This is a genomic window from Rhodobacter sp. SGA-6-6 (genome assembly GCF_011043545.1).
In the GTDB taxonomy this organism is placed as follows: Bacteria; Pseudomonadota; Alphaproteobacteria; order Rhodobacterales; family Rhodobacteraceae; genus Pseudogemmobacter.
The window spans coordinates 1-24,905 of sequence record NZ_JAAKGP010000009.1 but is presented as its reverse complement, the minus strand read 5'-3'; the positions used below and the strand labels follow the sequence as shown (position 1 = coordinate 24,905).

The window sequence follows — 24,905 nt, the reverse complement described above, 5'->3', positions numbered from 1 at the left end:
CAAGCCCTTGGCTCATAGACCCGGGCCCGCAGCCTGAAAAGCCTGTTTGCGGCTGACAATGCGCTTTTGTAGGGTCTGGCCAGACCGCAGGGGGCCGCATGACCGACGACGCCGTTACGCCGATGATGGCGCAATATCTGGAGATCAGGGCGCAGAACCCGGGGGCGCTGCTGTTCTACCGGATGGGCGATTTCTACGAGATGTTCTTCGGGGATGCCCTGGCCGCCGCCGAGGCGCTGGACATCGCGCTGACCAAGCGCGGGTTTCACCTTGGCGAGCCGATCCCGATGTGCGGCGTGCCGGTCCATGCGGCCGAGGGCTATCTGCTGACGCTGATCCGCAAGGGCTTTCGCGTCGCCATCGCCGAGCAGCTGGAGGACCCGGCCGAGGCGAAGAAGCGCGGCTCGAAGTCGGTGGTGAAGCGCGACGTGGTGCGGCTGGTCACTCCCGGCACGCTGACCGAGGATTCGCTGCTGGAAGCCCGCCGCCACAACTTCCTCTGCGCCTTCGCCGAGGTGCGGGACGAGGGCGCCTTGGCCTGGGCCGACATCTCCACCGGAGAGTTCCGGGTGATGCCCTGCCCCCTGCCCCGGCTGGGGCCGGAACTGGCCCGGCTGTCCCCGCGCGAGGTGCTGCTGTCCGAGGCGCGCGACCGCGATCTGGCCGGATTGGTCACCGAATCCGGCGCGGCGGCAACGCCACTGGCCCGGTCCTCCTTCGATTCCGCCGGGGCGGAGAAGCGGCTCTGCGGCCTGTTCAAGGTGGGGTCGCTGGAAGGCTTCGGCAGCTTCGACCGGGCGGAGCTGTCGGCCATGGGCGCGCTGGTCGATTACCTGGACCTGACCCAACGCGGCAAGCTGCCGCTGCTGCGCCCGCCGGTGAAGGAAGCCGCCGGCGGCACGGTGCAGATCGACGCGGCGACGCGGCGGAACCTGGAAATCACCGCCTCCCTGCAAGGCGGCCGCGAGAATTCGCTGCTGGCGGCGGTGGACCGCACGGTGACGGCCGCCGGCGCGCGGCTGCTGGAACGCCGGCTCTCGGCGCCTTCCCGCGACCTGGCCACCATCCACGCCCGTCTGGAATGCATCCGCTTCCTGCTGGAGCAAAGCCGTCTCCGCCACGACCTGCGCGAAGCGCTGCGCCGCGTTCCCGACATGGACCGTGCGCTGTCCCGCCTGGCGCTGGACCGCGCCGGGCCACGCGACCTGGCGGCGATCCGCGCCGGGCTGACCCAGGCCGAAACCGTCTCTGCAATGCTGGCCGGCACCCCGCCGCTGCTGGCCGAGGCGGCGAAGGCGCTGGTCGGCCATGCCGCGCTGGTCGACCTGCTGGATCAGGCGCTGGTGGCCGAGCCGCCGCTCCTGTCCCGCGACGGCGGCTTCATCGCCCCGGGCTTCGACGCCGAACTCGACGAAACCCGGGCGCTGCGCGACGAGGGCCGCGGCGTGATCGGCCGGATGCAGGCGGAATATGCCGAGGCCGCCGGGGTGCAGGGCCTCAAGATCAAGCACAACAATGTGCTGGGTTATTTCATCGAGGTCACCACCACCCACGAGGAACGCCTGCGGGCGAAGCCCGAGCTGTTCATCCACCGCCAGACCACCGCCGGGCAGGTCCGCTTCACCACGCTGGCGCTCAGCGAGCTGGAAACCCGGATCCTGAACGCCGGCAACCACGCGCTGGAGATCGAAAAGCGTCACTATGACGGCCTGAAACAGGCCGTGCTCGACTGTGCCGGCCCGATCGCCGCCGCCGCCCGCGCCCTGGCCGAGGCCGACCTTGCCGCCGCCTTTGCCGATCTCGCCGCCTCCGAGGACTGGGCCGAGCCGCAGGTGGACGACAGCCGCGCTTTCGTCGTCGAAGGCGGCCGCCATCCGGTGGTTGAACGCGCCCTGCGCCGCAGCGGCGAGCCTTTCGTCGCCAACGACTGCCGCCTGACCGAGGGCGAGACCCCCGCGCTCTGGCTGCTGACCGGGCCGAACATGGCCGGCAAATCCACCTTCCTGCGGCAGAACGCGCTGATCGCCCTGCTGGCGCAGGCCGGCAGCTTTGTGCCCGCCCGTAGGGCCCGCATCGGTCTGGTCTCCCAGATCTTCTCCCGCGTCGGCGCCTCCGACGACCTGGCCCGCGGCCGCTCCACCTTCATGGTGGAAATGGTGGAAACCGCCGCCATCCTGAACCAGGCCGACGACCGCGCGCTGGTGATCCTGGACGAGATCGGCCGCGGCACCGCCACCTGGGACGGGCTTTCCATCGCCTGGGCCACGCTGGAACACCTGCATGGGCAGAACCGCTGCCGGGCGCTGTTCGCCACCCATTATCACGAGATGACGGCGCTGGCCGGCAAGCTGAAGGGGGTGGAGAACGCCACCGTCAGCGTGAAGGAATGGGACGGCGAGGTGATCTTCCTGCACGAGGTCAGGAAGGGCGCCGCCGACCGCAGCTATGGCGTGCAGGTCGCCCGCCTCGCCGGGCTACCCCCGGCGGTGGTGGACCGCGCCAAGGTGGTGCTGGAGGCGCTGGAGAAGGGCGACCGCGACGGCGCCAAGCCCTCGGCGCTGATCGACGATCTGCCGCTGTTCCGCGCCGCCCCCACAGCGCCGCCGTCGAAGCCGCAGAAACTTTCGGAACTGGAAGACCGCCTCCGCGCCGCCCACCCGGACGAGATGACGCCGATGGAGGCGCTCAAGCTGCTCTACGAATTGAAAGGGCTGCTGAGCTAGCGCCCCGCAGCCCCTTCATCTTGGCGAAAATACTCTCGGGGGTCCGGGGCAGACAGCCCCCGGCGGCCGGCTGCAAGAGCCTCAGCCCGGGTTCGAGGACACCCCCACCTGCGCCGGCCGCAGCAGGCGGTCGTGCAGCAGGAAGCCCTCGGACATCACCTGGATGATCTGCCCGGCCTTGGTGCCCGGCAGCGGCGCCTCGAACATCGCCTCGTGCAGCTGCGGGTCGAACTGGTCGCCGACGGCGGGCGACACCGCCTTGACCCCGTGCTTGTCCATCACGTTGGTCAGCTCGCGCAGCGTCAGCTCCACCCCCTCGATCAGCGCAGCAGAAGCCGCGCGGCTTTCGTCCGGGATCGCCTGCAAAGCGCGGTTCAGGTTGTCGTAGACCGGCAGCAGGTCGCGGGCCAGCCGCGTGCTGCCGTATTGCTCGGCCTCGCGCCGGTCGCGATCGGCGCGCTTGCGCGCGTTCTCGGCATCGGCCAACGCACGCATGAACTTGTCGCGGAACTCGTCGCGCTCGGCCTTCAGGCCCTCGATCTCGTCCAGCCCCTCGGGGCCGTCGATGAATTCCTCCAGATCGGGAAGATCGGCATCCTGTGCCGCCGCCTGGTCCTTCGTCATGCTTCCACCTCTTTCGCCTCACACCCGGCCGCGATCCGCGACCAGCCGTCCGACAAGCTGGGCGGTGTAGTCGACGATGGGGACGACCCGGCCATAGTTCAGCCGCGTCGGTCCGATCACGCCGACCGCACCGATGATCTTGCGGTCAGCGTTCATATAGGGAGAAACCACCAGAGAGGAACCCGAAAGTGAGAAGAGTTTGTTCTCCGAGCCGATGAAAATGCGCACGCCTTCGCCTTCCTCGGCCAGATCGAGGAATTCGGCGATGTCCCGCTTGCGTTCGAGGTCGTCGAACAGGCTGCGGATGCGGTCGACATCGGTGTCCGCCTGCGCGTCCAGCAGGTTCGCCCGGCCGCGGACGATCAGCCGCTCCTGGCTTTGCCCGGCGTTTTCCCAGACGGCGAGGCCGCTTTCCACCAGCTCCCGCGCCAGCGAATCGATCTCCTGCCGGCGGCGGGCGATCTCGGCCCCCATGATCCGGCGCAGTTCGGCCATCGTCCGCCCCTCGGCCAGCGCGTTCAGGAAATTCGCCGCCTCGCGCATCGACGAAGGCGTCTGCCCTGGCGGCGGGCGGAACAGCCGGTTCTCCACCTGTCCGTCGGCGAAGACCAGCACCACCAGCGCCCGGTCCGGCGCCAGGCTGACGAATTCGATATGGCGGATCGGCGCCTCGGTCTTGGGCGCCAGCACGATGCTGGCCCCGCGGGTGATCGTCGACAGCGCGGTGCCGATATGGTCCAGCATCGCCGAGACATCTTGGTCGTTGCCGCCCAGGGTGGCGTCGATCCGCTCGCGGTCCGGTGCCGCCGGACTGGCGGTCTCCAGGAACCCGTCCACGAACAGCCGCAGCCCCGCCTGCGTCGGCACCCGCCCGGCCGAGACATGGGGGCTGTCCAGCAGCCCCAGATATTCCAGGTCCTGCATCACGTTGCGGATCGTAGCGGCCGAGACCTGTTCGCTCATCGTCCGGGTCAGGGTGCGCGATCCCACCGGCTCTCCGGTGTCCAGATAGCCCTCGACCACCCGCCGGAACACCTCGCGCGAGCGTTCGGTCATGTCTGCCAGCAGTCTGGAGCCCTTTTCCATAGGGGTGAATAAAGGGTGCGGCGCGGCAATCGTCAATCGGGGTTGCAGGACCGGCACGGCAAGGACTATCTGGCCGCGAGTATCGAAAGGACAGACCATGCGACCCTCGGGCCGGGCACTTGACCAGTTGCGCAGCATCTCCATCGAAACCGGCGTGACCCGCCATGCCGAGGGCTCCTGCCTGATCCGCATGGGGGATACCCATGTGCTCTGCACCGCCAGCGTCGAGGACAAGCCGCCGCCGTTTCTGCGCAACTCCGGCCAGGGCTGGGTGACGGCGGAATACGGGATGCTGCCGCGGGCCACCCATACGCGGGGGCGGCGCGAGGCGGCGGCGGGCAAGCAATCCGGGAGAACGCAGGAAATTCAAAGGCTTATTGGTCGTTCTCTGCGTGCGGTGGTGGACCGGCAGGCGCTGGGCGAACGGCAGATCGTGGTGGATTGCGATGTGATCCAGGCCGATGGCGGCACCCGCTGCGCCTCGATCACCGGCGGCTGGGTGGCGCTGCGGCTGGCGATGAACCACCTGATGGGCAAGGGGCTGCTGCTGTCCGACCCGATGCTGGACCATGTGGCCGCCGTTTCCTGCGGCATCTACGCCGGCCAGACCGTGCTGGACCTCGACTACGACGAGGATTCCGCCGCCGGCACCGATGGCAATTTCGTGATCACCGGCCGAGGCAAGCTGGTGGAGGTGCAGGCCTCCGCCGAAGGCGCCCCCTTCGCGGTGGAGGACCTGTCGGCGCTGCTGGCGCTGGCGGTGCAGGGCACGGCGGCGCTGGTGGCGACGCAGAAGGCAGCGGTCGGATGACCCGGAAGTTCACCGGCGACAGGCTGGTCATCGCCAGCCACAACAGGGGCAAGCTGGAGGAATTCTCCGCCCTGCTGGCGCCGCTGAATGTCGCCTGCGTCTCAGCCGCCGACCTAAGCCTGCCGGAGCCGGAGGAGACCGAGAGCACGTTCATCGGCAACGCCCGAATCAAGGCCAAGGCCGCCGCTCTGGCCTCCTGCCTGCCGGCGCTCGCCGACGATTCCGGCCTGACAGTCGATGCGCTGGACGGCGCGCCCGGCGTCTACACCGCCGACTGGGCCTTCACCCCGCAGGGCCGCGACTTCGGCCTGGCGATGGAGAAGACGTGGGCCTTGCTGGAAGAGGCCAAAGCCCCGTTCCCCCGCCGGGCGCAGTTCCGCTGCACGCTGCTGCTTTACTGGCCGGACGGGCATGAAGAGATCTTCGAAGGCGTCGCTCCCGGCCAGTTGGTCTGGCCGCGCCGCGGGGCGGAAGGGCATGGCTACGACCCAATGTTCCAACCCGATGGATTCGCTGAAACTTTTGCCGAAATGGACGCTGCGCGGAAAAACGCCATCAGCCACCGCGGCAAAGCCGTCGACGCGCTGCTGAAGGCCTGTTTCACGTGAAACTGCAGGACTGGCAGCACGGCGGTTTCGGCGTCTACGTCCACTGGCCGTTCTGCAAGGCGAAATGCCCCTACTGCGATTTCAACAGCCACGTTCGCCAGTCTGTCGACCAATCCGCCTGGGCCGAGGCCTATTTCTCCGAAATCGAACGCACAGCTGCCGAGACGGGCCCTCGCGCCGTGCAATCCGTCTTCTTCGGCGGCGGCACGCCCTCGCTGATGGACCCCGCGCTCGTCGCCTCCATCCTCGACCGCATCGCCGCCCGCTGGTCGATGTCCAACGACGTGGAAATCACGCTGGAAGCCAACCCGACTTCCGTCGAAGCCGAGCGCTTCCGAGGCTACCGGGACGCCGGCGTGAACCGGCTTTCCCTCGGCATCCAGGCGCTGGACGACACCGATCTGCGCCGCCTCGGCCGCCAGCATTCCGCCGCCGAGGCGCTGGCCGCGCTGGCGCTGGCCCGTGAGACCTTTCCCCGCGTCTCCTGCGACCTGATCTACGCCCGGCAGGATCAGACTTTGGCGGGCTGGCAAGCCGAACTGGCGCAGTTGCTGTCCCTCGGCCCGGATCACATGTCGCTGTATCAGCTGACCATCGAGGACGGCACCGCCTTCGGCCGCCTCTTTGCCGAAGGCAAACTGCGCGGCCTGCCGGACGAGGACCTGGCAGCCGAGATGTATGAGGCGACCGAGGGCCTGTGCCGTCAGGCCGGGCTTCTGGCCTATGAAGTCTCGAATTATGCCCAACCGGGATCGGAATCCCGGCACAACCTGATCTACTGGCGGATGGGCGACTATGCCGGCATCGGCCCGGGCGCGCATGGCAGGCTGACTCTGCCCCATGGCCGCTTTGCCACCTCGACCCTGCGCTCGCCGGAAGCCTGGCTTGCCGCCGCCACCAAAGGCAATGGCGAGACCGAGCGGGAACTGCTGTCGGACGAAGACCGCGCGGTGGAATACCTGATGATGTCGCTGCGGCTGGCCGAGGGCAGCGACCTGTCCCGCTTCGCGGCGCTGCGGGACAGGCCCTTGCCGGAAGACCGGCTCAACACCCTGATTCAGGATGGTTTTCTTACCCGCCATGGCGACATTCTGGCCGCCACCCCCACGGGCCGCCTCGTCCTGAACCGCCTGCTGCTGGAACTCTGCGCCTAGCCCATCTCCGCCGGCACGGTGGACAGCGCCTGGCACAGCCGGTCCAGATCGTCCAGCGTCTTGAATCGCACCGACAGCATCCCAGCCTGCCCGCCCGCCATCTCGATCTGCACCTGCATTCCCAGATGCGCTGACAGATCGGCCTCCAGCGCGCGGGTGTCGGAATCCTTCTCCCGGGCCTTGTCAGAGCCTTTTCTCGCCGGTTTCTCCGCCGCAGCCTCGCGCACCAGCCGCTCCACCTCGCGCACCGACAGGCCCTGCGCGGCCACCCGCCGGGCCAGCGCCTCGGGGTTGCCGGTGCCGATCAGCGCCCGGGCATGGCCCGCCGAGATCTGCCCGTCGCGCACCATCGCCTGCACCTGCTCCGGCAGCGCCAGCAACCGCAGCAAGTTGGCGATGTGGCTGCGGCTTTTCGACAGCGCCTCGGCGATCTTTTCCTGGGTATGGCCGAAGCGGTCCATCAGCTGCCGGATGCCGAGCGCCTCCTCGATCGCGTTCAGATCCTCGCGCTGGATGTTCTCGATGATAGCGATTTCAAGGACTTCGGTGTCGTCCAGATCGCGGATGACCACCGGCACGTCATGCGCCTGCGCCATCTGCGCCGCCCGCCAACGCCGCTCGCCGGCGACGATCTCATACATGTCCCCGGCAGGACGCACGATCAGCGGCTGGATCACCCCCTTCTGCCGGATCGAATCGGCCAGCGCCTGCAGCGCCTCCGGCTCGAAATCCTTGCGTGGCTGCAAGGGGTTGGGCCGCAGCTTCTCCACCGCCAGCCGCGTATCCGCCCGCCGCGGCGAAGCCTCCGAGGCCGGGCCGAGGTTCACGTCCGACATCAACGCCGACAAGCCGCGGCCGAGGCCCTTTTTCTCCGGCTTCTTTTCCATGCCCCTACCCCCTCAACCGCGGTGCGATTTCCGATGTGAGCGCCCGATAGGCCTCCGCGCCCCGCGACGCGGAATCATAGGCCAGCACCGGCAGCGCGTGCGACGGCGCCTCGCTCAGCCGCACATTGCGCGGGATCACCGTGTTGAACACCAGATCGCCCAGATTGTCGCGCGCGTCCGCTTCGACCTGCTGGGCCAAGTTGTTGCGTCCATCATACATGGTCAACACAACCCCTTCGATCCGCAGGTCGGGATTGGCGGATCGCCGCACATCGCGGATGGTCAGCATCAGCTGGCTCAGACCCTCCAGCGCGAAGAACTCGCTTTGCAGCGGCACCAGCACCGAATGCGCAGCGACAAGCGCGTTCACCGTCAGCAGGCTCAGCGAGGGCGGGCAGTCGATCAGCACCACGTCGAAGGCGAAATCGTCGATCTGCGGCTGGCGCAGCGCGTCATGCAGCAGGAAACTGCGTTTTTCATTGGCCACGAGATCGATGTCGGCCGAGGCCAGATCGGAATTTGCCGGCGAAATCCAGACGTTGGCCACCCCGGTCGGGCGGATCACGTCACCCACCGCCGCATCGGCCAGCAGGAGGTCATAGGTGGTGACCGCCCTGTCCTTCGTTGCGACGCCGAGGCCGGTGGAGGCATTTCCCTGCGGGTCCAAGTCCACCAGCAGCACGCGGAACCCCTGCTCCGCCAGCCCCGCCGCCAGGTTGATCGCCGTCGTCGTCTTGCCCACGCCACCCTTCTGGTTGGCGATAGCGATGACGCGGCCAGGCGGCTTCGGAGCGACTTCAGGCACGGTGCAAGTTCCTCAGCACAAGCAGGGCAGAGCCCTTATGGCCCGGATTCTCCGGCGCCTCCAGATCGAATTGCCAGGTGCGGCGGGCGGTTTCCACCTCCTCGGCAAATCTCTCACCTTTCGGAAACAGGCAAGTGCCGCCGGGTGCAAGGTGACGGTGAGAAAGGCCACACAGCGTATCTAGTGTCGCCAGCGCGCGCGCGGACACTATATCTGCGCTCAGCGGTGGCAGGGCTTCCACCCGTTCGCTGTGGATTTCGACGGCAAGGCTCATCTGCCGGGCGGCTTCGCGCAGGAACGTGGCCTTGCGCAGGTCCGATTCGACCAGGACCACACGGGTATCTTCGCCACGGTCCTGCAGGATCGTGGCGACGACAAGCCCGGGAAAACCCCCGCCGGCGCCGAAGTCCGCCCAAAGGCGGGCCGGCGGCGCGTGGCGGCAGAGAAAGGCCGAATCCTCGATATGCCGCGACCACAAGTCGGGCAGCGTGGATTTTGCCACCAGATTGATCCGCGGGTTCCACTTCTCGACAAGCGCCTGGAACAGCCGCAACTTCTCCAGCGCCGTGGCGCTGACGCCAAGGCTCTCCACAACGGACATCAGCCGGCCTTCCGCCCGCGATCCTTGCGCAGATTGGCCAGAATCAGCGTGATCGCCGCCGGAGTCATACCCTCGATCTGCATCGCCTGATGGATGTTCTCCGGCCGGCTCCGCGCCAGCTTGCCCTTCAACTCGGTGGACAGGCCGGAAAGCGCATCGAAATCGAAGCTTCCCGGGATGACCATCGCTTCGGAGCGGCGGATATCCTCAGCATCCGCAGTCTGGCGGTCGGCATACTGGGAATACAGCGCTTCGATCTCGGCTTGCCGGCGGATTTCCTGCGGCCAGGCGAAAGGCGGGTCCAGAAGCGCATCCAGATGTTCGGGCGCATAATCCGGCATCGACATCAGGTCGAAGGCCGTCCGCCGCGCGCCGTCCTGGCTGACCGTGAAGCCCGATCCGCGCAGATCGCGTGGCGTAAAGCTTTGCGATTTCAGCGACTCGATGGCTTGGCCCAAGGCTTCGGCCTTGGCCTCATAGGCCCGCTGCCGCTCTTCCCGCACGCAGCCGAAGGCAATGCCGACAGGAGTCAGCCGTTGATCGGCATTGTCCGCCCGCAGCGACAGCCGGAATTCGGCCCGCGAAGTGAACATCCGGTAGGGCTCGGTCACGCCACGCCGCGTCAGATCGTCGATCATCACGCCGATATAGCTGTTCGACCGCGACAGCCGCAGCTCCTCGCGCCCCTGCGCCTGCGCGGCGGCGTTCAGCCCGGCGACGAGGCCCTGCGCCGCAGCTTCCTCATATCCCGTCGTGCCGTTGATCTGCCCGGCCAGGAACAGCCCTGGCATCGCCTTGCTTTCCAGCGTCGCGCGCAAGTCGCGCGGGTCGAGGAAATCGTATTCGATGGCATAACCGGGTTGAGTGATTACCGCCTGCTCCAGCCCGGCAATCGTGCGAACGTAAGCCTCCTGCACTTCGGAGGGCAGCGAGGTGGAAATCCCGTTCGGGTAGACGGTGGAATCATCCAACCCTTCCGGCTCCAGGAACACTTGATGGCTGGACTTGTCCGCGAAGCGCACGACTTTGTCCTCGATGGACGGGCAATAGCGCGGGCCGACGCCTTCGATATGGCCGCCATACATCGCGCTGCGCGAAAGGTTGTCGCGGATGATCTGATGCGTCGCGTCGCTTGTATGCGTGATGCCGCAGGAAATCTGCCGGGCAATCGGCGCCTTGTTCAGGAAAGACAGCAGCACGGGGTCTTCATCCGCCGGCTGCATTTCCAGCCGCGCCCAGTCGATGGTCCGCCCGTCCAGCCGCGGCGGCGTGCCGGTCTTCAGCCGCCCCGTCCGCAGGCCCAAGCCCTTGATCTGCTGCGCCAGCTTCTCCGATGCCGGATCGCCCACGCGCCCGCCCGCGCTGCGCTTGTCGCCGACATGCAGGATGCCGTTCAGGAACGTGCCTGTCGTCAGGATCACGGCAGCAGCCCTAAGCTCCGACGTGTCGGCCAGGATCACGCCCGCAGCTTTTCCCTCCTGCACGATCAGTTCGGCCGCTTCGCCTTCGACAATCGTCAGCAGATCTTCGCGCGACAGCAAGTCCTGCACAGCCAGCCGATACAGCTTCCTGTCCGCTTGCGTCCGCGGTCCTTGCACGGCCGGGCCCTTGCGCCTGTTCAACAGCCGGAACTGGATACCACCGCGATCTGCTGCAAGCCCCATAATTCCGTCCAGCGCGTCGATTTCACGGACGAGGTGGCCTTTGCCCAAGCCGCCAATCGCGGGGTTGCAGGACATCACGCCGATTTTCGCAGCACTCATCGTCACAAGTGCTGTCCGCGCGCCAGCACGAGCCGAAGCTGCTGCTGCTTCTGCGCCTGCATGGCCTCCGCCAACGACGATGACATCGAAGTGTTTCACGTGAAACATCCTCACTTCCCGATGCAGAAGCTGGAGAAGATTTCGTCCAGCAAGTCCTCGACATCGACACGGCCAATCAAGGAATCCAGCGCGCGGATCGCTTGCCGGAACTGTTCGGCAGCAAGCTCAACGCGGCTGGAGCCCGCTGTTACTTCACTTCGCGCCGATTCCAAAGCCCGAATCGCGCGGGAGACAGCTTCAAGATGCCGTGCGCGATTGATCGTCGCGGCGGAGGCCATACGGCTGTCCAGAGCAGCGCCGATAGCGTCGATCAGTTCTGGCAAGCCCTGGCCCGTCTTGCCGGAGACAGAAAGCCCTTCGCCTACTGCCAGATCGGCCTTGCCGCGCACAAGCAAGTCGCCCGGCTGCGGCGCGACAAGCGGCACATCGGCGCCGTCCAGCAGGAAGACGCGCAAGTCCGCAGCAGCAGCGCGGTCGACAGTGCGGCCGATGCCGATCTTCTCGATCTCGTCTTCCGTCTCGCGCAATCCGGCGGTGTCCAGCACAGTCACGGGCAGTCCATGGATCGACATCCGCACTTCGATCACGTCTCGCGTCGTCCCGGCAATGGTCGACGTGATCGCCGCTTCGCGCCCTGCCAAAGCATTGAGAAGCGTGGATTTTCCGGCATTCGGCCGTCCGACGAGCGCGACTTCGAATCCGTCCCGCAACCGCTCCGCCGCGTCGAAGCCGCGGACTTCGGCGCGGAGGTCGGTCAGAACAGCAGAAGTCAACTCCACCACTTCCGGCACGACATCGACGGGAACGTCTTCCTCCACGAAGTCGATGGTCGCTTCGATCAGCGCCGCCGCCCGCACCAGCGATTCGTGCCAGCGGTCCGCCATCTGCCGCAAGCGCCCCTGCATCAGCCCCATCGCATGGCGGCGCTGCGCTTCGGTTTCCGCCTCGATCAGGTCGGCCAAGCCTTCCACCTGATCCAGGTCCAGCCGGCCATTCTCCAGCGCCCGCCGGGTGAACTCGCCGGCTTCCGCCGCCCGCAAACCCTCCTGCGCCGACAGCGCGGACAGGACCGCGGACAGGACCGCCGGACTGCCGTGCAGATGGAACTCGACCGAGTCTTCGCCGGTGAAACTGGCCTTCTCGGCGAAGGCAATCACCAAGGCTTGGTCAATGACCTGCCCATTCCACAAAATATTGCGGACCGATGCCCGCCGCACTTCCGGCACATCCCCACACAAGGCCCGGCAAGCCACCCAGGCCCGGGGGCCGGAGATGCGGACCACGGAAACACCCGCCCTGCCGCGGGCCGAGGCCAGCGCGTAGATCGTGTCCCGCATGGCGCCACCTATGGCTCAGGTGTTCATCGAGTCGAAGAACTCGGAATTGGTCTTGGTCTGCTTCAGCTTGGAGATCAGGAACTCGATGGCATCGGTGGTGCCCATCGGGTTCAGGATCCGCCGCAGGACATAGGTCTTCTGCAGGTCGGACTTGTCGACCAGCAGGTCCTCCTTCCGGGTGCCGGACTTCAGGATGTCCATCGCCGGGAACACCCGCTTGTCGGCCACCTTGCGGTCCAGCACGATCTCGGAGTTGCCGGTGCCCTTGAACTCCTCGAAGATCACTTCGTCCATCCGGCTGCCCGTGTCAATCAGCGCGGTGGCGATGATGGTCAGAGACCCGCCCTCCTCGATGTTCCGCGCTGCGCCGAAGAAGCGCTTCGGACGTTGCAGGGCGTTGGCATCGACGCCGCCGGTCAGCACCTTGCCGGAGGACGGCACCACGGTGTTGAAGGCGCGGCCCAGGCGGGTGATCGAGTCCAGCAGGATCACCACGTCGCGCTTGTGCTCCACCAGCCGCTTGGCCTTCTCGATCACCATCTCGGCCACGGCGACGTGGCGGGTGGCGGGCTCGTCGAAGGTCGAGGAGATGACTTCGCCCTTTACCGACCGCTGCATGTCGGTGACTTCCTCGGGCCGCTCGTCGATCAGCAGCACGATCAGATAGCATTCCGGGTGGTTCGTCGCGACGGATTTGGCGATGTTCTGCAGCAGCACGGTCTTGCCGGTGCGCGGCGGCGCCACGATCAGCGCCCGCTGGCCCTTGCCGATGGGCGACACCAGGTCGATGATCCGGGCCGAACGGTCCTTGATCGTCGGGTCCTCGATTTCCATCTTCAGCCGCTCGTCGGGGTAAAGCGGCGTCAGGTTGTCGAAATGGACCTTGTGACGCGCCTTCTCCGGGTCGTCGAAGTTGATTTTCGTGGCCTTCACCAGGCTGAAATAACGCTCGTTCTCCAGCGGGGCCTTGATCACGCCCTCGATGGAATCGCCGGTGCGCAGGGAAAACTGCCGGATCATCTCGGGGCTGACATAGATGTCGTCGGGACCGGGCAGATAGTTGGCCTCGGGGCTGCGCAGGAAGCCGAAGCCGTCCTGCAGCACTTCCAGCACGCCATCGCCGCCGATCTCATAGCCTTCCTCGGCATGTTCCTTCAGGATCTGGAACATCATCTCGCCCTTCCGCATGGAGGGCGCGTTCTCGATCTCCCATTCCTCGGCCATGGCCAGCAGGTCGGCCGGGGTCTTGGCCTTGAGATCGGAGAGGTTGAGGCGTTCGGTCATCGGATGTCCTTGAGCCCGGCCTGCCCCCTGGGGCCGCCGGTCGCTGAGCTGGAAACGGGAAATGCGGTGGGCCGGACGGCCCTGCACTGCCGCAGGTAAGCCTCGCGGGCTTGAAAGTCAATCTTTGCCTTCCTGGCTGGGCAGAACAGCTGAGCCGGGGCGCCCTCTTCTTCTTTCTATATTAAAGAAAAAGAAAGGATTGATGCTGTTGGCCCTGTGGACAACGGGATTTCCCGGCTTCTCCCAGTGGTTTCCCACAGCGCGGACTGGCTGGGGAAAACCGCGGGAAAACCGGAGAGGGCAGCCATATTCATAATAAAAATCATTATATTTCATGATATTACGATGATCCGCCCGCGGATTTCCTCCACAGCCCTGCCCCGTGGACAAGCCCGGTCTGCGTCCTGCTGTCCCAAGGGGCGTGACAACCGCTTCCCCAGCGGGATAAATCTCGCACCGGCCGCGGCTTTGGCCACAGGTCGCCGGCGCCGGCCGCAGGAGACCCGATCCACCCCGATCCGCCGCCCAGGAACAAAGCGGAACTATCCCCAGGACAGCCCCCAGATGATCCTCCTCGCCTCCGCCTCGGAAATCCGGCTCTCGCTGCTGCGCGCGGCCAATGTGCCCGTCACCGCCCGCCCGGCGCGAATCGACGAGGAGTCGATCCGCGCGGCGCTGGAGGCCGAGGGCGGCTCCCCCCGCGATCTCGCCGATGCCCTGGCCGAAATGAAGGCCCGGAAGATCGCCGAGAAGGAGCCGGGCGCCTTGGTCCTCGGCTGCGACCAGGTGCTGGAGATGAAGCGCCGCGTCTTCGCCAAGCCGGAAAGTGCGGAAGACGCCCGCGCCCAGCTGCGCGACTTGCGCGGCCAGACCCACCGCCTGCTCTCCGCCGCCGTCCTCTACGAGAACGGCCGCCCGGTCTGGCGCCATGTCGGCGAGGCGTGGCTGACCATGCGCGACTTCTCCGACAGCTATCTGGACGATTACCTGGCCCGCAACTGGGACAGCCTCCGCCACGCCGTCGGCTGCTACAAGCTGGAAGAGGAAGGCATCCGGCTGTTTTCCGCCGTCGAGGGCGACCATTTCACCATTCTGGGCCTGCCGATGCTACCGCTCTTGTCCTATCTTGGCATCCGAGGACTCATTCCCGCATGACCGATCATCCGCGTATTCCCCTGGCCGGCGTTCTCGGCCACCCCATCGCCCACAGCCGGAGCCCGGCGCTGCATGGCTACTGGCTGCGGCGCTACGGATTGAAGGGGCATTACATCCCGATCGACGTGGCCCCGGCCGATCTGGCCGATGTGGTGCGGATGCTGCCGCGGATGGGCTTCGCCGGGGTCAACGTCACCATCCCGCACAAGGAGGCGATCCTGCAGATCGCCGACATCATCACCGACCGGGCGGCGCTGATCGGCGCGGCCAACACGCTGATCTTCCGGGCCGACGGCAAGATTCATGCCGACAACACCGACGGCACCGGCTTCATCGCCAACCTGCGCCAGCACGCGCCGCACTGGCAGCCGCAGGCCGGTCCTGCGGCGGTGCTGGGGGCCGGAGGGGCTGCGCGCGCCGTGGTCTCGGCGCTGATCGAGGTCGGCGTGCCGGAAATCCACATCGCCAACCGGACAAGGCCGCGGGCCGAGGCCTTGCGGTCCGACTTCGGGGCCAAGGTGGTGGTGTTCGACTGGGTGCAGGCCGGCAACATGGTCGAGGACTGCGCCACCGTGGTCAACACCACCTCGCTGGGCATGACCGGCAAGCCCGATTTCCGGGTGCCGCTGGATGGGCTGAACCCCAAGGCGCTGGTCACCGATCTGGTCTACACCCCCCTGAAGACCCAGCTGCTGATCGAGGCGGAAGAGATCGGCTGCACCGTGGTCGACGGCCTCGGCATGTTGCTGCATCAGGCCGCGCCCGGGTTCGAGCGCTGGTTCGGGCAGCGCCCCGACGTGGACGAGGCTACCCGCCACGCGGTTCTCTCGGCATGAGGCCGTTCCGGCTGGGCCTCACCGGCTCCATCGGCATGGGCAAGAGCACCACGGCGCAGATCTTCGCCGAGGAAGGCGTGCCGGTCTGGGATGCCGATGCCGCCGTCCACCGGCTCTACGCCCCCGGCGGAGCCGCCGCGCCGGCACTTGGCGAGGCATTGCCCGGCGCGCTGGATGCCGAGGGCGGGGTGGATCGCGCCGCGCTGAAGGCGATGATCGCGGCGAATCCCACCGTGCTGGACCGGCTGAACGCCATCGTCCACCCGCTGGTTGCCGCCGACCGGGCGGAGTTCCTTGCCGCAGCCACCGCGGACATCGTACTCTTGGACATCCCGCTGCTTTACGAATCCGGGCTGGAGAAGGATTGCGACGCCGTGGTGGTGGTCACCGCCCCGCCGGAGGTGCAGCGCGCCCGGGTTCTGTCCCGCGAAACCATGACTCCGGCGATGTTCGAGACGATTCTGGCCCGCCAGCTGCCCGATGCGGAGAAACGTGCCCGGTCGGATTACGTCATTTCGACGCTGACCCTTGAAGCCGCCCGCGCCTCGGTCAAGGATGTGCTGGCAGATATTCGCCGCAGGATCGCCCGGAATACCTAAGACAGATGCGTGAGATCGTCCTCGACACCGAAACCACCGGCTTCGACCCGACCACCGGCGACCGCATCGTCGAGATCGGCGCAGTGGAGCTGTTGAACCACTTGCCCACCGGCCGGACCTATCACCAATACATCAACCCCGAACGCGCCATGCCGCGCGAGGCGTTCGAGGTCCACGGCCTTGGCGACGATTTCCTGCGCGACAAGCCGGTCTTCGCCGCCATCGGCCAGGCCTTCGCCGATTTCATCGGCGACGCCAAGCTGGTGATCCACAATGCCGCCTTCGACATCAAGTTCCTGAACTTCGAGCTGACGCGGATGGGCCTGCGGGAAATCCCCTGGTCGCAGGCCATCGACACCCTGGCCATCGCCAAGCAGAAATTCCCCGGCTCCCCGGCCTCGCTGGACGCGCTCTGCCGCCGCTTCGGGGTGGACAACTCCAAGCGCGAGAAGCACGGCGCGCTTCTGGACAGCGAAATCCTCGCCGAGGTCTATCTGGAATTGATCGGAGGCCGCCAGCCCGACCTGGTGCTGGCCCCGGCGCAGGGCGGCCCGCGCAATGGCCCCTCAATCACGGTGGCCGGGGACTGGCGTCCCCGCGCCCGGCCCGAACCCTTGCCCCCCCGGCTGACCGCCGAGGAAGAGGCCGCCCATATCGCCTTCATCGCCAAGCTGGGCGAAGCGGCGATCTGGCTCCGCCGCCGCTGATCACTCGATCCGCGTCCAGCCCGAGGGCTGGCCGGGCCGCGGCTCCACCTCTGTATAGTCGCCGTCGATCACCTCTCCGGGCTGCGGCCGGATCACCGTCACCCGCGCCTCGGCATAGCGCGCCACCAGCGCCTGCACCGGCGGCAGCAGCAGCACCAGCCCGACGGCATCGGTCAGGAAACCCGGCAGGATCAGCAGCACCCCGGCGACCATCGACAGGATTCCCGCCGCCGCCAGCCGCGCCGGATCGCGCAGACCCCGCAATCCGTCGCGCAGCGCCAGCGCCTGCCGCGCCGCCGTCAGCCGCATCACCAGGATGCCCAGAAGCGCCGAAAGGACCACCCAGATCAGCACCGGCCAGACCCCGACCTGCCCGCCGATCAGCACGAAAAGCGCGATCTCCACCAGCGGCCAGATCAGAAACGCCGCGAAAATCCTCATCCGGGGCTTCTCCTTCCCGTTACTGCACCTTCCCTGCGGTTTACTTGGCAGGGGCCGCATCCTACATAGGGAACAACCGGGCCCGCCCCAAGGCGGGACGCGAAGATGTGTGAAGGTTGGCGGACGGATGGACAAACTCTTGCAGCTTCTGGTGCTGGCCGGGATCGCGGTCTTCCTGATCCTGAAGCTCCGCTCCGTTCTCGGCACCCGCGAGGGTTTCGAGAAGCCGCCGCTGCCGCTGGACGACGCCCGTCCGCAGGCCCGCCGCACGCTGGAGGTGATCGAGGGCGGGCTGGACCGCGACATCACCGACCACGCGCCCGAAGGCTCCTCCGCCGCCAAGGCCCTGGCGGCGATGAAGAAGGCAGAGCCTTCCTTCCAGGTCGGCCCCTTCCTGCAAGGCGCGCGCGGCGCCTACGAGATGATCCTGATGGCCTTCGAGAAGGGCGAACTGGACCGCATCCGCCCCTTCCTGTCGGATGACGTCGAGGCCAGCTTCGCCGAAGTCATCGGCGCACGAGAGGCCGAGGGCCTGACGGTCGAGGCGAATTTCATCGGCCTGAAGGAGATGGCGCTGCAGGACGCGACCTTCGACTCCGCCTCCGGCTTCGGCGAGATCACCGTGCGCTTCGTCGGCGAGATCACCTCGGTCGTGCGCAACAAGGCCGGCGATATCGTCGAAGGCGATCCGAAGACTGTCAAGCGCCAGCGCGATGTCTGGACCTTCGCCCGCAAGATGGGGGCGGAGGACCCGAACTGGCAGCTCGTGGCCACCGGCGACTGACCCTTGGGATGCGGCTCTGGCGCGCCTTCAGCCTTGCGGTGGCCCTGATGGCCCCCCTGCCTGCGGCCGCCCAGATGCTGGAGTTCGAGGCGCTGGAAGGCTGGCAGGAGGACGACCACGCCGCCGCGCTGACCACCTTCCTTGCCACCTGCGACCTGATCGACGCCCCAGACTGGCAGCCGATCTGCAAGCTGGCCGCCGATATGCCGCGCGACGAGGCTTCGGCCCGCAGCTTCTTCGAGCTGTTCTTCAGGCCGGTGGTGATCGGCCAACCCCCCGCCCTGTTCACCGGCTATTACGAGCCGGAACTGAACGGCTCCCCCGTCCGCACCCCCCGCTTCGCCTGGCCGATCTACCGCAAGCCGCCGGAACTGACCGAAAGCCAGCCCTGGCACGCCCGCGCCGTCATCGACGGCGGGCTCCTGGCCGGGCGGGGGCTGGAGATCGCCTGGCTGGACGATCCCATCGACGTGTATTTCCTGCAGATCCAGGGCTCCGGCCGCATCCGCATGACCGACGGGCGCGTCATCCGCGTCGGCTATGGCGGCAAGAACGGCCAGCCCTACCGCTCCATCGGGCAGGAACTGGTGCGGCGCGGGGTCTATACCATGGATCAGGTCTCGGCCCAAGTCATCCGCGCCTGGGTCAAGCGCAACCCCGGCCCGGGGCAGGACCTGATGAACCACAACCCCTCCTACGTCTTCTTCCGCAAGCTCTCGGACCTGCCCGCCGACAAGGGCCCCATCGGTGCCATGGGCCGGTCGATCACCACCCTGCGCTCGGTCGCCATCGACCCGGTGTTCACCCCCCTGGGCGCTCCGGTCTGGATCGAGAAGGAGGGCGGCGCGCCCCTGCGCCGGCTGATGGTGGCGCAGGACACCGGCGGCGCGATCAAGGGCGCGCAGCGGGCCGACATCTTCTACGGCACCGGCAATCAGGCGGGCGAGGATGCCGGCACGGTCAAGGACGGCGGGCGGATGGTGCTGCTGCTGCCCATCGACCGCGCCTATGCCCTGCTGCCCGAGGGCTGAGCCATGGCCCGCCGCCGTTTCCTGCGCCCGGACGAGGCCGAGCTGTGGCAGGCCGTGGCCCGCACCGCCCGGGCGATGCACCCAAGGGCGCCGCACAACCCGCATCTGCCGATCACCGAGCCGCCGCTGACCGAGGCGAAGCAGCCGGCCGAACCGCGGGCCCTGCATTTCCACCTGGGCGAACGCAGCACGCCCTCGGCCCCGCTGGCGCAGGTGGTCGCGCCGCCGTCGCCGCCGCTGCGGATGGACGCCCGCACCCATGACCGGATGCTGCGCGGCAAGCTGGCGCCCGAGGCGCGGCTGGACCTGCACGGCATGACCCTGGCCGAGGCGCACCCGGAACTGATCCGCTTCATCCTGAACGCCCAATCCGCGGGGCAAAGGCTGGTCTTGGTGATCACCGGCAAGGGCAGGATGATCCACGAACCCGTGCCCCGCCCCATCGGCGCGCTGCGCCATCAGGTGCCGCACTGGCTGCGCCTGCCGCCGCTGGCGCAGGCGGTGCAACAGGTGGCCGAGGCGCATCTGAAGCATGGCGGATCGGGCGCGCTTTATGTCTACCTGCGCCGCCGCTAGAGCCTGTCCGACAAAAGTGGAATCCGGTTTTGTCGAAAGACGGGCGACCACTCTAGTCGGCTGTCGCCAGCCCCTCGACCGGCGACAAGATGATCGCGGTGGCGTTCTGCACCGTCAGCACCACCCCCGGCAGCAGCCCCACCCGTCCCGCCGCCTCGGCCCGGAAGGCGGCGTCGATATTGGCGATCCCGCCCAGAAGTTGCAGCAGCGCCGGCGAGGTGCCCAGGTTGAAATGCCCCGCGCCCTCGTTATAGGCCGCGGTGTCCAGATAGGTCACCTCCAGGTCGGCGATCTGGCCCAGGTCCTTCAGGTTGCCCAGCCGGTCGGGATTGCCCGCCAGCCGCGACGACAGGCCCAGAACCGTATCGCGGCGGCTGCCGAAGATCATGAACGGCTGCGGCAGCCCGCCCATCGCATGGGCCTGGGCGCGGAACAGGTCCACATCCAGATCGGGCGAGATCAGGATCACCCCGCCCAGCGAGTTCATCACCCGGCGGTCGCCGCGGATCGCCGCCTGCCGCAGCGTCTCCATCGCCACGGCGCCGCCCATCGAATGCGCCACCAGGACCACGCGCTGCGCGCCCGCCTCGGCCACCTCGTGCAGCAGCTGTTCCAGCCCGTCGCGGGCGAACAAAGCCGAGTCGCGGTCGTAGACATAGCCGAGCGCTGAGCCGCGCGAGGGCCAGGCGTAATGCACCGCCACCCCCGGCACCTTCAGGTCGTAATGCATCTGCGCCACGCGATAGACGCTTTCGGCCATGGTGTTGTTGAAGCCATGGACATAGACCACCACGTCGCGCTGCCCGCGCAGCTTCATCGCCGCCGTCAGTTCCTTGCGGAAATCCTTGCCGTCTGGGTATTTCTTGTCGGCCAACGTCAGGAAATCGGTCTTCGGATCGGCGCGTTTCGCGTTCACCGGCCAGGTCACCTCGCCCGGTTCGCGGTCCGAGGGCACAAGGATGTCATAGCGCAGGAAGCTCGCCTTCTCGGCCCGGCCGAAGCCGAACTGGCCGCCGACCTCCCGCCGGGTGGTGCCGACGAAGACCACTTCCCGCACCCCCGCGGTCGCCGCCAGCGCGGCCTTTTCCGGCGGCAACTCGTCCAGCATGACGAAATTGCCGCGCGGCGCGCAGCCGGCCAGCATGAGCGTGAACAGGAGGGACAGGATAAACCGCATCATCCCGTCAGGAATGGCGCAATTTGGCTTGTGGTCAAGCGCCGCCGTAACGCCGGGCCAGCGTATTTCCGCCGTGACCTCGCGCCCGATGAAACATATCAAGGGCAGAGCAGGAGGAGATGATGACCAGCCAGCCCCTTTCCGGCCGCAGCGCCCTCGTCACCGGCGGCGCGGGCGGCATCGGCCTTGCCGCCTGCGCCGCGCTTGCCGCGCTCGGCGCCCGCGTCACCTTCACCGCCCGCAGCGCCGAAAGCCTTGCCGCTGCGCAGGAGAAACTGGTTGGCGTTGCCACGGGCGTCCTTTGCGACATCACCGACCGGGCAAGGCTGGCCGAAGTCATCGCCCCCGGCTTCGACATCCTCGTGAACAACGCCGCCACCATCGCCCCCATTGGCCGCATCGCCGACCTGGACCCGGAGGCATTTTCCGCCAGCATAGAGACGAATCTGACCGCCCAGTTCGACGCCATCCGCCTCTGCCTGCCCGCCATGCTGGCCCGCGGGCATGGCAGTATCGTCAACGTCTCGTCCGGCGCGGCGCACCGGCCGCAGGAGGGCTGGGCCGCCTATTGCGCCGGCAAGGCCGGGCTCGCCATGCTGACCCGTTCGGTGCATCTGGAATACGGCGGGCAGGGCATCCGGGTCTTCGGTATCGCCCCCGGCGTGGTGGACACCGGGATGCAGGTCGCCATCCGGGCCTCCGGCATCAATCCGGTGTCGAAACTGCCGCGCGAAAGCCTGTCGCAGCCCGACCAGCCCGGCCGCGCCATCGCCTGGCTCTGCACACCGGCGGCCGACAGCCTTGCCGGGCAGGAGCTGGACATCCGCGACCCGGTCTTGCGCCGGGCCATCGGCTTGCCGGCGCTATAGAACGTAACGGGAAATGTCGGCCGACTTCGCCAGCTGGCCGAGATTCGTCTCGACGAAGGCGGAATCCACCACGACCTCCTCGCCGCCCCGGTCCGGTGCGGTGAAGGACAGTTCCTCGAACACCCGCTCCATCACCGTGTAAAGCCGCCGCGCGCCGATGTTCTCGACGCTGCGGTTCACCTCCGCCGCGATCCGCGCCAGCGCGGCGATTCCGTCCGGGGTGAAGGTCACCGCCACATCCTCGGTTCCCATCAGCCCGGCGTATTGCCGGGTCAGCGCGTTTTCCGTCTCGGTCAGGATGCGGACGAAATCCTCCTCGCCCAAGGGCGACAGTTCCACCCGGATCGGCAGCCGCCCCTGCAACTCCGGCAGCAGGTCCGAGGGCTTGGCGATGTGGAAGGCGCCCGAGGCGATGAACAGCACATGGTCGGTCTTCACCGGCCCGTATTTGGTGGAGACCGTCGTCCCCTCGATCAGCGGCAGCAGGTCGCGCTGCACCCCTTCGCGCGACACATCCGCCCCGCGGGCATCCGACCGGGCGCAGATCTTGTCGATCTCGTCCAGAAAGACGATGCCGTTCTCCTGCACCGCTTCCAGCGCCGCCGCCCGCACCGCCTCGTCGTCCAAGAGCTTGTCGGCCTCCTGCCCCATCAGCACTTCGTAGCTTTGCGCGACCGTCATCTTCTTCCGGCTGCCGCGCCCGCCGAAGGCCTTGAACAGGTCCTGCAGGCCCTGCATCTGCATTTCCATGCCGGGCATGTTGCCCATCATCATCGGCATCTGCGGCCCGGCATCGGTGACCTCGATCTCGATCATGGTGTCATCCAGCTCGCCCGCCTTGAGCCGCTTGCGGAACATCTCCCGCGTCTGCTCGCGCGCGTCCTTGCCGGCGATGGCCTCGATCACCCGCTCCTCCGCCGCCTTCCGCGCCCGTTCCCGCACCTCATCGCGCATCCGCGCCCGGGTCTCGTTCATCGCCACGTCGACGAGATCGCGGACGATGCTGTCCACGTCCCGGCCGACATAACCCACCTCGGTGAACTTGGTCGCCTCGACCTTCAGGAACGGCGCCCGCGCCAGCTTCGCCAGCCGGCGGGAGATCTCGGTCTTCCCAACCCCGGTCGGCCCGATCATCAGGATGTTCTTCGGGTAGACCTCGTCCCGCAGTGCATCGGGCAGGCGTTTGCGCCGCCAGCGGTTTCGCAGCGCCACCGCGACGGCGCGCTTCGCCTCCTTCTGGCCGATGATGAAACGGTCGAGTTCCGAGACGATCTCGCGGGGGGTCAGGTCGGTCATGGCGGTCCTGTGGCTGCTGGTTCTCACTTAAAGCCGCGCCCAGCCCGTTTCAACCAAGGGCCACAGGGCGGAAGGCGATTGCCCTGAACGAAGGATTAACCATGCGGCGGATATGACGGAGGAACAGCCGCCAACCCGAGGGCATTGTATTGACAAAACGTATATACAGCGCAAGGATGGCAAAGGTTGGAATCCGCTTCGCCTGGGATGAGAACAAGCGCCTGACCAACCGGCAGAAGCACGGGATCGACTTTCACGATTGCCCCGCGGTCTTCGTGGAAAAGGTTCTCCTCCTGCCGGCCGATAATCTGATCGAGCAACGCTTCCTGATGGTCGGACCATCGAACGGATATCTGATCGCCATCGTTTTCACCCTGCGGGGCGAGATCATCCGCATCATTTCGGCAAGAAAGGCCCGAGACGGATTGGGAAAAGCTCCGCCAGATGGAGGAAGGCGGCATTGAACCCGAGTTGACCGAAGATGAGATCGGCGTCGACTGGGACTGGACCCGCGCCGTCATGGTTGACGGGCTGCTGAAGAAGCCGGTCTCGATCCGGCTGGACCCCGACGTGCTGGCCTATTTCAAGGCTGGCGGTGCGGGTTATCAGACCCGGATCAACGCCGTCCTCCGCGCCTGGATGGAGGCGCAGAAGGCCCGCAAGCCGGGCTGACCTCAGCCCTTGCGGATGGTCTCCACCGTCAGGTTGCCGTTGGTGTAGACGCAGATATCGGCGGCGATGGCCATGGCCTTGCGGGCGATCTCTTCCGCCGGCATCTCGGTCAGCATCAGCCCCCGCGCCGCCGCCAGCGCATAGTTGCCGCCCGAGCCGATGGCGGCCACGTCATGCTCGGGCTCCAGCACGTCGCCGGCGCCGGTGATCACGAACAGATCGGCGCCGTCGGTGACGATCAGCATCGCCTCCAGGTTGCGCAGGTATTTGTCCATCCGCCAGTCCTTCGCCAACTCGACGCAGGCGCGGGCCAACTGGCCGGGGGCGGACTCCAGCTTCTTCTCCAGCCGCTCCAGCAGGGTGAAGGCATCCGCCGTCGATCCGGCGAAGCCGCAGACCACATCGCGCCCGCCGGGGGAGAGGCGCCGCACCTTGCGGGCGGTGCCCTTGATCACGGTCTGGCCCAGGCTGACCTGGCCGTCGCCCGCCACCACCACCTCGCCGCCGCGGCGGACGCCTAGTATGGTGGTCCCGTGCCAGCCGGGGAATTTCTCTTCGGCCATGGGGCGTCCTTCCAGCAGTTTCCGGCGTTTTATATCGCAACAAGGCGCCTCAAGCACAAGTCATGCGCCCCTCGCCCTTGCCCCACGCCGGTTTCAGTTTTTGCCAAAACGGCGGAAATCCGGCTCAAGAATGCGCATGAGAAGCATCATGATGACCGAAGGAACAAGGATCGCGTGACAAGACAATATCAACCAGAGCATGCCGTCCCCCGCCGCCTTCCCGATCATGGTATCGGAGAACGAAAACACACAGCCGGTAACAAGGAAGACGAAGCTACCCCAAAGCCAGGCCGGTATCCTCGGTTCTCTCTCGCCGCGCGGCCGACGTCTGGCGCCGCCACGGATCCAGCGGAAGATCTCCAGAAAAATAGTCGACACAAAGAGCGCCACACCGGCGATGACCATGATCCTTATGGAAATCATAAAGGGAACCAGCACCCGGTTGTCGTCGAGGAG

The 24,905-nt window shown here is 67.0% G+C and carries 27 protein-coding genes; 14 read left to right on the top strand and 13 right to left on the bottom strand.

Features of this window, described 5'->3' with window-relative positions; genetic code table 11:
* Positions 1-98: 98 nt before the first annotated feature.
* Positions 99-2,723, top strand: a complete 2,625-nt coding sequence (gene mutS, locus G5B31_RS15530) for a DNA mismatch repair protein MutS (RefSeq protein WP_165019117.1) — start codon at positions 99-101, stop codon at positions 2,721-2,723.
* A gap of 81 nt (positions 2,724-2,804) precedes the next feature.
* Here the strand turns inward: mutS and G5B31_RS15525 are convergent, their stop codons facing one another.
* Complete coding sequence (locus tag G5B31_RS15525) at positions 2,805-3,347, bottom strand: nucleotide exchange factor GrpE (RefSeq protein WP_165019116.1); 543 nt, start codon at positions 3,345-3,347, stop codon at positions 2,805-2,807.
* An 18-nt stretch (positions 3,348-3,365) separates the two neighbouring features.
* Positions 3,366-4,433 (bottom strand): heat-inducible transcriptional repressor HrcA, encoded by a 1,068-nt coding sequence (gene hrcA / locus G5B31_RS15520; RefSeq protein WP_165019115.1) that lies wholly within the window; start codon positions 4,431-4,433, stop codon positions 3,366-3,368.
* Between the two features lie 97 nt (positions 4,434-4,530).
* On the opposite strand from hrcA, the gene rph reads away from it, so the two are divergent.
* From rph to hemW, 3 genes are read left to right on the top strand one after another with little or no spacing between them, the layout of a single operon-like run.
* Positions 4,531-5,244: a ribonuclease PH gene (gene rph, locus G5B31_RS15515; protein ID WP_165019114.1), complete on the top strand. Its 714-nt coding sequence runs from the start codon at positions 4,531-4,533 to the stop codon at positions 5,242-5,244.
* Positions 5,241-5,852, top strand: coding sequence for a non-canonical purine NTP pyrophosphatase (locus G5B31_RS15510; RefSeq protein WP_165019113.1), 612 nt, complete (start codon positions 5,241-5,243; stop codon positions 5,850-5,852). The genes rph and G5B31_RS15510 overlap by 4 nt, the downstream gene beginning before the upstream one ends.
* Positions 5,853-5,854: 2 nt before the next feature.
* Entirely contained in the window at positions 5,855-7,006 is a 1,152-nt protein-coding gene (gene hemW, locus G5B31_RS15505; protein ID WP_165019200.1) for a radical SAM family heme chaperone HemW, read from the top strand.
* Here the strand turns inward: hemW and G5B31_RS15500 are convergent.
* From G5B31_RS15500 to rho, 6 genes are read right to left on the bottom strand one after another with little or no spacing between them, the layout of a single operon-like run.
* Positions 7,003-7,893, bottom strand: coding sequence for a ParB/RepB/Spo0J family partition protein (locus tag G5B31_RS15500; RefSeq protein ID WP_165019112.1), 891 nt, complete (start codon positions 7,891-7,893; stop codon positions 7,003-7,005). The genes hemW and G5B31_RS15500 overlap by 4 nt on opposite strands.
* Before the next feature lie 4 nt (positions 7,894-7,897).
* Positions 7,898-8,698 carry an AAA family ATPase gene (locus G5B31_RS15495; protein WP_165019111.1) on the bottom strand — a complete coding sequence of 267 codons (801 nt, stop codon included), beginning with the start codon at positions 8,696-8,698 and terminating at the stop codon, positions 7,898-7,900.
* A complete protein-coding gene (gene rsmG, locus G5B31_RS15490) occupies positions 8,691-9,299 on the bottom strand; it encodes a 16S rRNA (guanine(527)-N(7))-methyltransferase RsmG (protein ID WP_165019110.1) in 609 nt (202 codons plus the stop codon). The genes G5B31_RS15495 and rsmG overlap by 8 nt, the downstream gene beginning before the upstream one ends.
* On the bottom strand, positions 9,299-11,161 hold the full coding sequence (gene mnmG, locus G5B31_RS15485) for a tRNA uridine-5-carboxymethylaminomethyl(34) synthesis enzyme MnmG (protein ID WP_165019109.1): 1,863 nt from the start codon (positions 11,159-11,161) through the stop codon (positions 9,299-9,301). The genes rsmG and mnmG overlap by 1 nt, the downstream gene beginning before the upstream one ends.
* Before the next feature lie 11 nt (positions 11,162-11,172).
* Complete coding sequence (gene mnmE / locus G5B31_RS15480) at positions 11,173-12,459, bottom strand: tRNA uridine-5-carboxymethylaminomethyl(34) synthesis GTPase MnmE (protein WP_165019108.1); 1,287 nt, start codon at positions 12,457-12,459, stop codon at positions 11,173-11,175.
* 15 nt (positions 12,460-12,474) lie between these two features.
* Positions 12,475-13,743: a transcription termination factor Rho gene (gene rho, locus G5B31_RS15475; protein ID WP_165019107.1), complete on the bottom strand. Its 1,269-nt coding sequence runs from the start codon at positions 13,741-13,743 to the stop codon at positions 12,475-12,477.
* Positions 13,744-14,307: 564 nt separating this feature from the next.
* On the opposite strand from rho, the gene G5B31_RS15470 reads away from it, so the two are divergent.
* Genes G5B31_RS15470 through dnaQ form a run of 4 tightly spaced genes read left to right on the top strand, consistent with a single transcriptional unit; the run spans position 14,308 to position 17,040 of the window.
* Positions 14,308-14,898, top strand: coding sequence for a Maf family protein (locus G5B31_RS15470; RefSeq protein WP_165019106.1), 591 nt, complete (start codon positions 14,308-14,310; stop codon positions 14,896-14,898).
* Positions 14,895-15,734 (top strand): shikimate dehydrogenase, encoded by an 840-nt coding sequence (locus G5B31_RS15465; RefSeq protein WP_165019105.1) that lies wholly within the window; start codon positions 14,895-14,897, stop codon positions 15,732-15,734. The genes G5B31_RS15470 and G5B31_RS15465 overlap by 4 nt, the downstream gene beginning before the upstream one ends.
* Entirely contained in the window at positions 15,731-16,333 is a 603-nt protein-coding gene (coaE, locus tag G5B31_RS15460) for a dephospho-CoA kinase (protein WP_165019104.1), read from the top strand. The genes G5B31_RS15465 and coaE overlap by 4 nt, the downstream gene beginning before the upstream one ends.
* A gap of 5 nt (positions 16,334-16,338) precedes the next feature.
* Positions 16,339-17,040 (top strand): DNA polymerase III subunit epsilon, encoded by a 702-nt coding sequence (dnaQ, locus tag G5B31_RS15455; RefSeq protein ID WP_165019103.1) that lies wholly within the window; start codon positions 16,339-16,341, stop codon positions 17,038-17,040.
* Here the strand turns inward: dnaQ and G5B31_RS15450 are convergent, their stop codons facing one another.
* On the bottom strand, positions 17,041-17,481 hold the full coding sequence (locus G5B31_RS15450; RefSeq protein ID WP_165019102.1) for an FxsA family protein: 441 nt from the start codon (positions 17,479-17,481) through the stop codon (positions 17,041-17,043). It lies immediately after the preceding gene.
* A gap of 127 nt (positions 17,482-17,608) precedes the next feature.
* Here G5B31_RS15450 and G5B31_RS15445 point away from each other — a divergent pair, with 127 nt between their 5' ends.
* Genes G5B31_RS15445 through G5B31_RS15435 form a run of 3 tightly spaced genes read left to right on the top strand, consistent with a single transcriptional unit; the run spans position 17,609 to position 19,872 of the window.
* Positions 17,609-18,265 (top strand): Tim44/TimA family putative adaptor protein, encoded by a 657-nt coding sequence (locus G5B31_RS15445; RefSeq protein ID WP_165019101.1) that lies wholly within the window; start codon positions 17,609-17,611, stop codon positions 18,263-18,265.
* Positions 18,266-18,273: 8 nt separating this feature from the next.
* Entirely contained in the window at positions 18,274-19,296 is a 1,023-nt protein-coding gene (locus G5B31_RS15440; RefSeq protein ID WP_165019100.1) for a murein transglycosylase A, read from the top strand.
* Positions 19,297-19,299: 3 nt separating this feature from the next.
* Positions 19,300-19,872, top strand: a complete 573-nt coding sequence (locus G5B31_RS15435; protein ID WP_165019099.1) for a Smr/MutS family protein — start codon at positions 19,300-19,302, stop codon at positions 19,870-19,872.
* Positions 19,873-19,924: 52 nt separating this feature from the next.
* Here G5B31_RS15435 and G5B31_RS15430 read toward each other — a convergent pair whose 3' ends face one another.
* Positions 19,925-21,049 carry an alpha/beta hydrolase gene (locus tag G5B31_RS15430; protein ID WP_165019098.1) on the bottom strand — a complete coding sequence of 375 codons (1,125 nt, stop codon included), beginning with the start codon at positions 21,047-21,049 and terminating at the stop codon, positions 19,925-19,927.
* A gap of 122 nt (positions 21,050-21,171) precedes the next feature.
* On the opposite strand from G5B31_RS15430, the gene G5B31_RS15425 reads away from it, so the two are divergent.
* Positions 21,172-21,918 carry an SDR family NAD(P)-dependent oxidoreductase gene (locus G5B31_RS15425; RefSeq protein WP_165019097.1) on the top strand — a complete coding sequence of 249 codons (747 nt, stop codon included), beginning with the start codon at positions 21,172-21,174 and terminating at the stop codon, positions 21,916-21,918.
* Here the strand turns inward: G5B31_RS15425 and hslU are convergent.
* Complete coding sequence (gene hslU / locus G5B31_RS15420; RefSeq protein WP_165019096.1) at positions 21,913-23,214, bottom strand: ATP-dependent protease ATPase subunit HslU; 1,302 nt, start codon at positions 23,212-23,214, stop codon at positions 21,913-21,915. The two genes, G5B31_RS15425 and hslU, sit on opposite strands and share 6 nt — an antisense overlap.
* Positions 23,215-23,390: 176 nt before the next feature.
* Here hslU and G5B31_RS15415 point away from each other — a divergent pair, with 176 nt between their 5' ends.
* Together G5B31_RS15415 and G5B31_RS21530 are read left to right on the top strand one after the other, a co-directional pair.
* Positions 23,391-23,678: a BrnT family toxin gene (locus G5B31_RS15415; RefSeq protein ID WP_165019095.1), complete on the top strand. Its 288-nt coding sequence runs from the start codon at positions 23,391-23,393 to the stop codon at positions 23,676-23,678.
* Positions 23,659-23,886, top strand: a complete 228-nt coding sequence (locus tag G5B31_RS21530; RefSeq protein WP_205911974.1) for a BrnA antitoxin family protein — start codon at positions 23,659-23,661, stop codon at positions 23,884-23,886. Before G5B31_RS15415 ends, G5B31_RS21530 begins: the two co-directional genes overlap by 20 nt.
* A gap of 2 nt (positions 23,887-23,888) precedes the next feature.
* On the opposite strand, the gene hslV is transcribed toward G5B31_RS21530, so the two are convergent.
* Positions 23,889-24,449, bottom strand: a complete 561-nt coding sequence (gene hslV, locus G5B31_RS15405; protein WP_165019093.1) for an ATP-dependent protease subunit HslV — start codon at positions 24,447-24,449, stop codon at positions 23,889-23,891.
* A 93-nt stretch (positions 24,450-24,542) separates the two neighbouring features.
* Positions 24,543-24,905, bottom strand: a 363-nt coding sequence (locus tag G5B31_RS15400; protein ID WP_165019092.1) for a hypothetical protein, incomplete at its 5' end; no start/stop codon positions are given.